Consider the following 12,768-nt stretch of genomic DNA (forward strand, 5'->3'; position numbering starts at 1 on the left):
ATCAACTTTTATTTTCTATCTCAAGAACCCCTCTTAAACACCAATCGGTCATTAGATCCTGAACAGATTTTATTGGATTGTTGAGCAGTTTGTTCCTCGTTTGCTCAATGGCGTAGCGGGCTACGTCGAAAAAAAAGAGAAACAAAGACACCAACAAGAAAATGAAAGATGACAGGAGGAAATCTTTTCCATTACCAGATTCCTAGATGGAGGAGGAGGGTCACGATAAGACACAAACAGCCCTGCACTGTGAAGGTGCAGGGCTGCAAAAGAGATTAGTGTAAATAGGAGTCTTGGACTCACATTGCTAAGTTTATTCTGCCAAAAGACGGAATTCAGCGGCAGCAGCGTAGTCTTGTCCGTTCAAACTATTGAGTGCTTTGAAACGAATGTAGCGCGCTTTCACGGGTTGTGCAAACATCACACGTTGGTCGGCTCTACTATTGGGGAAACTACCCTTTGCCACGGGTTGTCCCCAGTTTTTGCCGTCTTCGCTGACATAGACTTCATAGTCTTTAATGAGACCATTGTCACCTTTTTGACGAGGCACATAGACAAATCCCTTCATCGTCTTCACAGCAGACGCATCAAAGTCTACCCAGTGGGGGAATTGCGCCACGGTGACAGAGTACATGGTGTGCCAGAAGGTGTCAGTGTCTTCGTCGACCATCAAATCGGCATCATAACTTCCAGTCTCTTGGCTGGACACAAAGACTACGCTGAGGGGGACATTCTCTATTTTGGAGAACACTTGCTCCACAGAGAGTTTTGCATTATCCTTAAACCAAGCCTTGATGGTACCGCCATCGCGCAGATTGAAGGGCGCTTTATACACTTGCGCCTTTCCACCATTGATGGTGTAAAGCACAGTGCGGTTGGCATCGGGTGAGGTGATGCTCACTTCTCCCATTGGGCTGCGAAGCACGCTGAGAGGTTGTTGTCCAGCAGGTGTCACCTTAACTGCTGCATTGAGATTGTCGTTTGTCACAGGACGCATGACGAATCCGAAACGGTAAGCGCTACCAGGTACACAGTCTTGAGAGAGAGGACCGCCTTGTCCACAGCTGTTACCACCAAGTCCGGCTACCTTAGTGTCGAGGTGCACGTAAGTACCATCGGAAGTAGGCAACTGATAGGGGTGAGCGGCTCCCATGAGTTGGAGGTGACTCCAAGGCAGAGCCGAAGCACTCATGGTGCTATCTGCCACAAAGGCTACTCCTTGTCCGGCATCATTGGTGAGTGCACACCAACGTACGTCTTCGCGGTTACCCATAGACTGGGGTTTGGGGAGCATGATGTCTTGTTCTCCTACGATACCTTCGTGACGTTCGATGAATTGTCCCGTCTTGCGGTCAGCGTAGTTGTTGACAGGTCCGCGACCATAGTAGGTGAAGTGACGGTATTCCTTAGGCATTTCAAAGGCATAACCCAAACGAGGCAATTTTGCCTTTGGCATGTTGGAAGAGATAGCACTCTCAAGTTCCACGCTACCATCGGCATAGATGGTATATATTTGGTGCGTGGTAAACTTGAAGTCATTAGGTCCGAAAGGCTTAGACTTGTCGTCTACAATCTTGTAAACTTCGTCCTTATCACGGTCACGGTTAGAATAATTGTCTACCCCTCCATAAGGTGCTTGGCTCTCCACAGTGAAGATGAGTTGGAGATTGCCTTCCTTGGTGATGTTTTGTGCAAATGCCGTAGTCTTGTGCTTCAAGTTGTGGAGTCCGAGCTTAGGCCACTTAGCGTCCATCCAGTTGTCGTTGTCTGTGCGCGCACGGAAGGCGTCGAGACGAGGACCATGACCAGGTTCGATGACAGTTGCTCCATTGTAAGTAGCAGCATATAGACCACCAGTGTTCTTGTCGAAGGTGAGTTCGTAGCCTTGTCCTTTCACGCGGAGCAAATTGCCTTCCACCACAGGTGCAGCCACACGACCCTTCGCCACACTAGCCATGGCAGGTTGTGCAGCAGCAGGTTTCACTGCGATTTGTTCTTCCATTTGCACATAACCCTTCTCAGCCCAAGGCTTCTTTTCGGCTTGGAGGAATTGCACTTTGAGGAAGTATTCCTTTGAAGGGTCAAACTGGTAGCCCTTGAAGTTGAGCTGATAGTTCTTACGTTCACGAGCACCGAGCGTGAGTCGTGTAGAAGAAAGAGGTTGGTTGGTGAGTTCCGCTACGGGTTGTCCATCAGCATAGAGCGACCAACGGATGTCGTAGCCAGAGAGGTCAGTGAAATAGTTTTTATTGAAGATTTCGATGACGCCTTCTTCGGGCTTTACGCCACGCACATCGACGTTTTGATATACCTTTTTGACTTCAAAATACTGCCCCTTAGGAGTGAGGTCAGGACGCATCACACCATTCATGCAGAACATGCCATCATTGGGTTTGTCGCCAAAGTCACCACCATACGCCCAATAGCGAGTGCCGTCGGGAGTGTAGTTGTACATAGCTTGGTCTACCCAGTCCCAGATGGCACCGCCCATGAAGTAGTTGGTGCTCTCCATCGCTTTCCAGTAGTCCACCAAGTTGCCGACAGCATTACCCATAGAGTGAGCATATTCCGACACGTGGAACGGATATTTGATATCCTTGTCAGTGCCTTGAACAGCGTAGTTCATCCAACCGATGGAAGGATATTGGTTAGAACCTATGTCAACGATGTCATTGTTGCGTTCATATTGCACAGGGCGGCTCGTGTCGAAAGCCTTAATGGCATTGTAAGCATCGACAAAGTTCTTGCCTGGACCGGCTTCATTACCCAAACTCCAGATGCACACAGAGGGATGATTCACCGTAGCATGCACCATTTCGAGGTTGCGTGACACGTGGTGATCGCGAAATTCGGGAACGTGGCTCAAAGACTCCTTGTCATAATAGTACTGGTGGCTCTCGATGTTGCATTCATCTTCGAGATAGATACCATACTTGTCAGCAAGATAATACCAGTAGGGGTCGTTGCTATAGTGACTATTGCGCACGTGGTTGATGTTACCACGCTTCATCAACATCACTTCCTTCTCCATTTGCTCACGAGTGATGGCATGACCACGCTCGGGATTTGTTTCGTGGCGGTTCACACCCTTCATCTTGATGGGCTTGCCATTGAGATAATAGTAGCGACCTGCCTTGCCAAATTCGTCATCTTGAGCAGCAGTATTCTTAATTTCAATCTTACGGAAGCCGACAATGGTAGAGAAGGTTTCGAGCACTTGATCTTTCGCATCGAGCAGCTCACCCACGAGGACATAGCGCCAAGGCGCTTCTGCACTCCACTTCTTCACGAGTGCACCAGCTTGGAGTTTCACGGCAGCAGTGGCTTCACCACCCTTGCGCACTTCGACAGGAGCAGTTACGACATTCACACCTGCTACAGGAGTGGTATTTTCGCCATAGAGTTCCTTTTCAAAGAGGCGATAGCGTACACGCAAGCCTTTGAGATTCTTCTTGGAGAGATTGCTCAAAGAGGCTTTGATGTCTAGAGAAGCATTCACGAGGTTGGCATCGAAATCGGGGATTGCCACCACATCACGCACTTGCACCTTGGGCTTTGCCACCAAACCTACGTTGCGGAAGATACCAGGCAGACGGAACATATCTTGGCTTTCCAAGAAGGAGCCATCATTGTGGCGATAAACTTCCACTGCAATCACGTTTTCTCCCTTCACCAAATAAGGCGACACATCAAAGGAAGCCAAGTTGCGAGAGTTCTTAGAGAAACCCACATACTTGCCATTGATGTAGAGATAGAAGAAGGAGTCTACCCCATCGAAATTGAGATATACTTCACGACCATCCCAATTTTGAGGAATCGTGAAGGTGCGGCGATACGAACCCACTTCATTGCGGTTCTTATAGGTGAGCCAATCTTTGTTGGGTTCACGCATCACGCCCTTTTTCCAGTCGCCCACAGCCACTTCGTGCTGGAAGATGACGCGCTGGTTGCTATAGATGGGCATGCCGTACTTCTGCGTACCATCTTTCTGAATACCTACGATGTTCCAGTTCATAGGCACTTGCACCTTGTCCCAACCACTCACATTGTAGTTGGTTTTGTAGAAGTCCACGGGACGTTCTTCAGGATTTCCCACCCAGTGGAAGCTCCATTCTCCGTTAAGGCTTTGATAGAACGAAGAGGCTTCAGGGAGCACTTTGAGTGCTTCTTGCTCGTCAGCAAAAGAGAAGAACCAGGCGTGGGGACGCTCTTTGTTGAGTGCCACCTGCGTGGGGTTTTGCCATTCAGTGCCGAGTGGGGTTTTCACCTTTAGATCATAGGCGAATCCTGGCATGTGGTCACTAGAAGCGGGTGCGGTTTGCGCGGATGCACCGAGACTAAAAAGCAAACTGCAAGCTAAGAATAAAGACATACGTAAGGATGTTGGGGAGTGATGAGTATTGGGGTTAGGGTAATTATAGGAGAACAGCTGTGATAAGACTTTTATTCTGCCACTAGCTGAAATCAAATAATCACCACATTCTCTGCTACAAAGTTCGGAATAAAAAATGGATTTCCACTATTTTTCTACTTAATATTTCATCTTGACTTTGCAAAACGATGGAATTTACGCCAGATGATAAAGCCCGAAATGAGCACCGTGAGCAAGAACACGCCAGAGAGGAAGATGAAAAGCTGAATTACGAGGTTGGGAAGGAAGGTATAGATACGCCCTGTGTGCGTTTCCAAAGCCACTCTCCACAGGGACAAACGACCATCTTGCACTTGTTCGGGCATCACGCTGAAATCCGCTCGCTCATAGCACACGGCCCCTTGTCCGTCGTCGCCCACTGCCGCTTTTTGGGCACCACCGAGCGCATATTCTGCTCCGCGATTGTAGTCAAAAACCACAGGACGTGCGCCCAAGTCGGTGGAATAGCCCGACACGGAATAAGTGAAATCGGGAATTCCCTGATGCTTCGGTGCCACATACCGCTGTCCGGTGTAGAGATTCCAACTCTCGCCGGTGCGTGCATCCCAACGATAGAGTCCACTGAAAGAACCGGCTATCCAATGGTCGGCGTCTTCCTGCAGGAGGACATTGGTGCCCATGAAACCCACTGGAGGTTCGTGGTCCAACTTAGTAGGTGCACTATGGAGATCGGAGGTGGTGAAAAAGCCGAAGGGGGTCTGCAACAACCATCGATTGTGATGAGAGTCGTAGCGAATCATGCGCAGATTGTCCCACCAAGGGTTGGGATTGTCTTCATGTGTGAGCGCAAGCGGTTGATGCCGATGTCTGGCTATGGCTACCAAGAGTGGCGGACGGAGAAACATTCCCGTAACGGTGAGCAACAGGAGAAAAGCCAGAAGATAAACTCCCAACTTATTATGAAGTTGTAGCGAAGATTTGAAGATGCGTCGCAGCCCGCTCTTGCCTTTTGACTGGCGTTTGCGCTGTCGCTTCAACAACTTCGGGAAGAAGGCAAGCACCACTCCAGTGATGCAAAGTACAATGAGGATAAGTCCTAAAACATCGACAAGATATTGCGCCCAAACCCCGAAAAGCTCTCCGCTGTGGAGCATCCAGAGTGTACGAAAGGTGAAGCGCCCGAGCTCAGCATTGGTAGGAGCTTGCAGATGTATGCGCTCAAAATGCTTGTAAGGGGCTGTAGCGAGGAAGAGTTCGGAACGGCTTTGCAGCACCAATGTGTCGCCTTTCACTGCTGCATCTGTCATGCGATCGGATGGTGCAAAGCGTTCGGTGAGTCGCTCCCACGATTGGGCAGTTTGATTCCACTGATAAGCATCGAAAGTGGTGACAGCGAAAATCTGTCCAGTGCGAGTGCGCACCACATTCGCCACCAAGCGGTTGTCGGCTCCTGGGCGCATTCCACGCTCAAACCGCGCAAAGCACGTGAGATTGGAGTCGGTGAGCCAAAGCCCATTTTCACCATACAGCAAGAGGCTGTCGCTCGAAACACGAAGTGTACCTTTCACGGCACCAAGGTTCCAGTGTTGCAGGCGATAGCTGGGAGGCAAGACCGCTCGAGGCACATCCACTTCGCTCAATGCCGCACGATGATTGAGCACGATGCCCGACAGCGCAAAGACGATGAGAAAGAAGGTGAAAAATAGCCCACCCCACTTGTGCATCAAGTGCAGACGACGGTGACGATGATGTCTCGTCCTTCCACCTTCTTGTGAAGTGGCTGATGACTTGAGAAACAATCTATGAAAAAAAGACATGAAGTTTAGTATTGCTAAAAGAAAGTCAGTGTGTAATAGTTATACTGGCGACAGAGGGTTCACCACCGCTCGTCAGTCTCACTTGCCTTGCTTTTTTGCGCTCCACAAAAGTATGTAGCAAAGCCTTGGCAAAATTACCAATTATTCGTGGAACTTTCGAGGGCTTGTTCCACTTTTTGAACTGTACGAATCTCAACAATTCAATAAGATCTACTCAGACTCTAATGACCTTTTTGGATTTAAGAAGAAGAAGTGTGGGTAGGTGCTCGCATCACTTGTCGAAGCAGATGAAAAATCGGAGCATAGAAAAAGGGTATAAAAAAGCACCCCACCTCTAAGATAGAGATGGGGTGCAGATATGTACGAGATTAACTCGTCAGTGTGAGGAAGTCAGCATTGGGCTTGACTTATTTCACAACTTGCTTCTTACCGTTAACGATGTAAACACCAGCGGGGAGGTGGTTAGCATTGTTCACGCGAACACCAGAGAGTGTGTAAACACCAGCCTTGTCAGCCTTGCCGTTGAGAACAACTACACGACCAAGAGTGGTGATTGTACCTTCAGCCAAGAGTTGAGCATCACCTGTTACAGTGGTTGCAGGCATCTTACCGAAGAAACCAGTGTTAGCAGCTACAGATTCGTTTTGAACAGAGAGAAGCACGAGTGTGCGATCGTCGTTGAAGATACCATTGTTTTCGGGCAAACGAGTGTTTTCGAAAACAGGAGTCAAACCATTCACAGCTTCAGCAGCAGTGTGAGTAGGATTGAGCTTAGTGTAGTCTTCATTCAAGCTTTCTGCAGCATAGAGAGTAACGTAGTTCTTTTCGTTGCTAGCAGTAGGAATCAATACGTATGCTTGACCAGCGACGAGCTTTTCAGCCTTCTTGAGTTGGATGTTGAACTCAGCATCTTGACCAAGTACAGTGTAGAATTCAGCACCAGAGTTGGCGGCATCGAATTCAGCGTTCACGGGGAGCGTTACGATTTGAGGTACCTTAGCTTGGATGTATACACGGAAGCCTTCTTCATTGTTAAGAGCCTTCTTGAGACCATCAGCAGCAGGGAGGAACTTGAAGGCAGAGTTGTCTTGACCTTCAGCAGCATTCCAGAGAACGAGGTTGTCAGACTCAGCGTTTACGTAGATCTTCTTAGATACAGCGTCGTCAGCCTTGATTACGAAGTTGAAGCAACCAGGAGTCTTAGCGAAAGTAACGCTGAAGACATAAGGAGTTTCGCTTTGAGTTACAGTAGCTTCGCCAGACTTAGGAGCAGCGTAGAGACCTGTGTAGACGTTCTTGAGGGTGTAACCGTTTTCAACCTTCTGAACATCCCAGTATGCACCGAGAACAGCTTCGAAGCCGTCTTCGTTCTTGTAGTTACCCTTGCTGTTAGGATCGAGTACGCGACCCCACATCTTCAATGCGCTTTGGCGAGAAGAGTTTACAGCAGTGATGATGCGACCTTCGCGAGTCTTTTCAGCAGAAGCGCTTTGGAGGCGATAGATACCAGATTCGGGCATGATGAGTTGCTTAGCAAACTCAGTGAGACCAGCGTTGAGCTCAGCGAGGTAATCGTTGATTTGGTTTACGTTAGGAGCCTTAGTCTTCACTTGAGCGTCGAGCTTACCCTTTACAGAAGCGATAACTTCATCGAGCTTAGTCTTAGCACCAGCCTTGTAATAACCTACAGCTTCGCCTTCAACAGAAGCCTTAGAAAGCTTTTGAGCTTCAGCGAGAGCGTCAGTCACGCGCTTAGGTTCAGGATAGTTCTTGAGGAACTGATCGTATGCAGCTTGGAGAGCATCGATGCTTTCCTTGGTAGCCTTTTCAGCCTTCACTTCAGTGTTCAACTTAGCGATAGCAGCCTTGAGGGCATCAACGTCAGCTGTTGGAACAGAAGCGATGAGAGAGTTCACTTGGTCAAACTTACCTTCGTAAACACGGAATTCAGAAGCGTGGAAGTAAGCGTTGCCGTTAGGCTTGTCGCCATTGTTCACACGAGTCACTACTTCCAAACGGAAGTTCTTGTAACCAGCAGGTACGCTGAAGAAAGCATAACCAGCAGCATTCTTCTTGGTAGCGTCGTTTACAGTGATGTCATAAGGATAGGTGAAGTTAGCAACAGCGAGAGAATCCCAACCTTCGTTGGTCTTCCAAGCGTCGAAGTTCACGATAGGGTTACCACTGTCATCAGTAGCTTCGTTGCCATCGGCATCGAGCTTGTTAGCCTTATCCTTGCTGAGAGCAGCATCGTCCTTAGCACCCCAGAGAGTAACCTTAGCAGGAGCACCGTTGTCGTTGATGCTACCATTAGAGTTGATACGCTTCACCCACTTGAGGAAGAGATCTTTCTTAGATTCGTCGAGTTGGAATTGGAGATAGTGAGCACCCTTCCAAGCGCCTTCACCACCATGCCATGAAGAGTGGAAGTAGGTAGTAGCATCGCCGTCGAGGAGAACACCGATATTCTTACCTTCTTCAGAGTCAGCCATAGGAGACTTGAGCTTTTCAGCGTCAGTCACGAGACCGAGTTCTTCAGTAGAGTAGTCGCCAGAGTTAGCCTTTTCGAGGCGTTCGCCAGCTTCATTAACAGCCATATAAGCATAACCCTTATCGAGGGCAGCTTGTGCTTGGTTCACGAGACCCTTAGCTTTGTCGTTGTTGATACCTTGTTGAGCTACGCTGAGGATAGCCTTCACTTGGTCTTCAGTGATAGTGCGAGCATAGAATGCAGAAGCTGGAGCTTGCCAATCCCATACTACAACACGATCGTGGTCACCACCGGGGTGCAAGCCACCGAATTCCCAACGATCTGTGGGGTAGTTACCACCCCAGTAAGCACCCTTACCTCTCCAAAGCTTAGGAGAATAGAAAGTGAAGAAGCCTGCTTGGTTGCGGTTAGCAACGATATTGTAAGAAGCATTAGGAGAATCGCTCATTTGAACAGTTTCACCAGGACCTTGGACAGGAGTTTCGCCGATGTAGCGACCTGTTTGCATGTTCTTGAAGAAGAAGTAACCAGGGTTAGCTTCGTCCTTCTCAACCTTCCAGATGAACTTCAAAGACTTGTGGTCAAGGGCTTCACCTTGCTTGTAGGTAGTAGCACCGCCTCTGTAGGTCCAGAGAAGATTCTTAGCACCGTTCTTCACAGCACCTTCGTCATAGATTGCACCACCATCATAACCGCTTTCCTTATGAGCACGGTAAGATTCTACGATGTAGTAACCTTCAGTAAGGGGCTTACCAGACTGCTTGAACTCAGCAAATGCCTTGGGAAGCTCTTCAGCGAGCTTGTCCAATTCATCGTCAGAAAGTCCAGATTCACTATCTACTGCAGCCTTAGCCTTGGTGTAGAGTTCCTTGAGCTTGTTGTACTTAGTTTCGTCGTATTGACCGATGTCATTACCCAAAACGTAAGCGTCCTTGTTGCTCTTGTCTACCAAAGCCGCAATATCGAAGCTTTCACCGAAAGTAGCGTCCAAAACATTGCTGAGAGAAGTCTTAGCGTCGTTTTGTTCCACTTCGAAGATGTTCCAGAGGTTGATGTTGTAGTTAGTACCCTTACCTACAGAAGTAGAACCAGCCTCGTTGGTGAGGAAGAAGTTGTATTCAGCATCTTTTTCCTTCTTCTTGGGGTTCTTTGATTGGTAAGTAACAATGACAACACCGTCGTTGCGTTCTGCGAAGGTGAAAGTGCTCAAGTCGTACTTGTTGACACCCTCATTTTCTTCCATAGACTCACGAACGTAAGCGTCCTTACCCTTGAGCACGATAGTGGTGTCTTCACCATTATCCTTAGTGGTGTTCCAGCTGTAGCTGTATTCTCTGTCAGCCTTTACGCCAGCCTTTACAACAACCTTCCACGCACGGTTGGTAGAAGAAGTGTAGAAAGTGCTGGTGCCAGGAGCAGAAATGTACTGATCCTTAGTCTTGCTAGGAACTACCAAGTAGTAAACTTGGTTGCCTTCTGCATCCTTCAGTTCGCCAGCGGGGACAAACTCAAAGACTCCGTCGGGAGAGAGGTATGGCTTCTCGGTAAAGGCGGTACCTTGGAGATAACGCTGGTTACCAGTCGCAGAAACAATACCTTGCAGGGCATACTTTTTGCCAGCTTCAATCTGGGTCACAGCGTCAGTGCCGGGAGACCAGTTACGAGCCGACAAATTTGTCACACCGACGAGCACAACGGCAGCCGAAGCGAGCAATTTGTAAACCTGTTTCATTGAATGATTAAATTAAGAATTAAACGATTAATTGTGGTTCGCTTGATGAAATAGATATGTGACAAGGGCGCATTTTCCAAAGTTTTGCAAATCGCAAACACTTTATCCTGCGTGCTAGCAAGACATATCTAAGGACAAAGGTATAAAAAAAAAACTGGACATAGCAGTTTTGGGGGAGAAAAAACGCGTATTAGTGCATTTTTTCAAGTCCACACGGCAAAATCGTGCTCAAATAGCGAACTTTTGCCTACTGCTTGTCCAGTTCTATAAGCATATTATTCACATTCGTCGCGCTAGATACTTGTTTTATCCACAAGTTCATAGGCGATACAAAGGTAATAACTAGCCTTTCACGCGCTTAATAATTTGTGCAGCGTGCTCTTTGGTGCGAATCTGACCAGGGGTGAAGATGCTTTCCACCTTTCCTTCTTCGTCGATGAGGAAGGTGGTGCGCAAGAGTCCAACCGTGATTTTGCCATAACGGTTCTTCTCTCCCCACACTCCCATGGCGTTGATGAGGGTTTTGTCGGTATCGGCAATGAGACGGAAGGGTAGCTCATGAGCTGCAATGAACTTCTGGTGGCTCTCAGCGCTATCAGCACTTACGCCAATCACTTCATATCCCATCTGGGTAAGTTCGCTGTAGTTGTCGCGAAGAGAGCATGCCTCAGCCGTGCAACCAGGAGTTTGATCTTTGGGATAGAAATAGAGAATCACTTTGCGACCTGCATATTCGCTGGTGCGCACTTCTTGACCATTTTGATCCACACCGAGGATTTCGGGAAGTTTGTCGCCGATATTCATATTAGACGTTAGAGATTAGAGATTAGACGTTAGAGGGTCGCAGACCCTTTTTTGCTCGCCACGGCAAGCGTGGCTCGGGATAAAATAATTTGTCGTTAGAGGAGCTAGTGCTTCTAGAAGTTCTAGTTTTTCTAGAGGACCTAGTGCTTCTAAAAGCTCTAGTACTTCTAAAACCTCTAGTACTTCTAAAATCTCTAGTTTTTCTAGAGAATCTATCTTCTGAAAAAGCCATTCCCCAACTTGCCGTAACAAATCGGGGAATGATGTAGAATTACCTCCGATGGAGGCTATGTTTAGTCTTCGTAGGGTACGAAATCTTCCTTCGTAACACCGCAGATGGGGCAGCACCAATCTTCTGGAATGTCTTCAAAAGCTGTGCCAGGTGCAATGCCTGAATCGGGATCTCCTTCAGCGGGATCGTAAATATAGCCGCAAGGCTCGCAAAGATACTTTTGCATAGTTGTCTTATCGTTAAATTGTTAAGTTTATGTTGAGATAGAGGGGAGTGCCCGCGATGGCAACTCATAACCTTCACTGCAAAGTTGGAAATTTATTTCCATTCCCCCAAATGTTTTCCTACAAAAAATCGCAAACTTCTGTCGTTTGCGACTATTTTGTCGGATGGGGTTGAAATTTTAGCCTTTAAACGACTCTACACAAGCCCTTTTTCTGCTCTACATAAACCTTTTTTCTCCTCAACAGATGGAGTTGCGCAGCACGATTCGACTTTCTGGTCCCATATTGAAGAGGAGATCTACGATGCTCAAATTGGGAAGAAACCCATGACGCTGAGAAAATATCTGATAATAGCTATGAGGATGGAAGGAGGGATCACCACGAAAATCCAATTTGGGACGAATGGTTTCCCGATAATCCTGATAATTCCACGAGGGAAGTACTGGAGTACGAGGAGAAACGGCGGCGTCTTGTTTGCTTCCTTCACAGAGAGGTGCAAGATGCTTTGCGAGTTCATCCCGAAATTGCAACGTGGCTTGCGTTGAGGTACTCGCTTCTTGCAACCTCCCTTCTGCATCCAACAAGAGATATTCTCCTTCATTCACCACAATCTTGGGATGGATATCGAGCAGACGCAAGACTAAGTGGTGCAAATCTGCGTTGAAATCTACTAAGCGCTCGTATTCTCCTTGATAGATTGCAGCAAAGTCATCGGCATAGTATTCAAAAAAGGGGGTGCGCTCATAGGCTGCCACAAGTGCATTCCAGTGAAGCTGTCGCCATCGATTGTGGTCGATGATACGCATCTCTCGCGTAGGGGTCTTATGATCTCCACCTAATTCCTTGCATCCTTGCACAGGGATAGTGAGCGACTGCATGCCATCCGCCGTGGCGATGACACATCGGTTGCGAAACGTCTGTTTCACATAGTGGTCACTGCGTTCTTCCACCACAAAGGGGGCAGAGATGAGCTTGGTATAATAATGCACCGGAGCGAGGTAAGCCGAAGTGAGCAACGGAATCGGAGACATATTCTATAGGTTTATATAAATAAGTATGGGATGCACGTCCTGTTTGTATGATAGGCGGTGCATCC

At 48.0% G+C, this 12,768-nt stretch carries 6 protein-coding genes; all 6 read right to left on the reverse strand.

All coding sequences use genetic code 11. The annotated features are described in order from the left end of the window. Positions 1 to 313: 313 nt before the first annotated feature. The gene (locus tag BQ2633_RS05950) at positions 314 to 4,372 is read right to left on the reverse strand and encodes a glycoside hydrolase family 2 TIM barrel-domain containing protein (protein ID WP_075565749.1); all 4,059 of its coding nucleotides are present in this window, start codon (positions 4,370 to 4,372) and stop codon (positions 314 to 316) included. 167 nt (positions 4,373 to 4,539) lie between these two features. Next, on the reverse strand, positions 4,540 to 6,189 hold the full coding sequence (locus BQ2633_RS05955) for a PepSY domain-containing protein (RefSeq protein ID WP_083233971.1): 1,650 nt from the start codon (positions 6,187 to 6,189) through the stop codon (positions 4,540 to 4,542). 407 nt (positions 6,190 to 6,596) lie between these two features. Beyond that, a complete protein-coding gene (locus tag BQ2633_RS05960; protein WP_075565751.1) occupies positions 6,597 to 10,412 on the reverse strand; it encodes a hypothetical protein in 3,816 nt (1,271 codons plus the stop codon). Positions 10,413 to 10,754: 342 nt separating this feature from the next. Continuing rightward, positions 10,755 to 11,216 carry a thioredoxin-dependent thiol peroxidase gene (bcp, locus tag BQ2633_RS05965; protein ID WP_075565752.1) on the reverse strand — a complete coding sequence of 154 codons (462 nt, stop codon included), beginning with the start codon at positions 11,214 to 11,216 and terminating at the stop codon, positions 10,755 to 10,757. Between the two features lie 293 nt (positions 11,217 to 11,509). After that, positions 11,510 to 11,674, reverse strand: a complete 165-nt coding sequence (gene rd, locus BQ2633_RS05975; RefSeq protein ID WP_009437052.1) for a rubredoxin — start codon at positions 11,672 to 11,674, stop codon at positions 11,510 to 11,512. Positions 11,675 to 11,911: 237 nt separating this feature from the next. Then, the gene (locus BQ2633_RS05980; RefSeq protein ID WP_075565755.1) at positions 11,912 to 12,703 is read right to left on the reverse strand and encodes a WbqC family protein; all 792 of its coding nucleotides are present in this window, start codon (positions 12,701 to 12,703) and stop codon (positions 11,912 to 11,914) included. Positions 12,704 to 12,768 lie beyond the last annotated feature (65 nt).

It is taken from the genome of Ihuprevotella massiliensis, from assembly GCA_900095835.1.
Taxonomy (GTDB): Bacteria; Bacteroidota; Bacteroidia; order Bacteroidales; family Bacteroidaceae; genus Alloprevotella; species Alloprevotella massiliensis.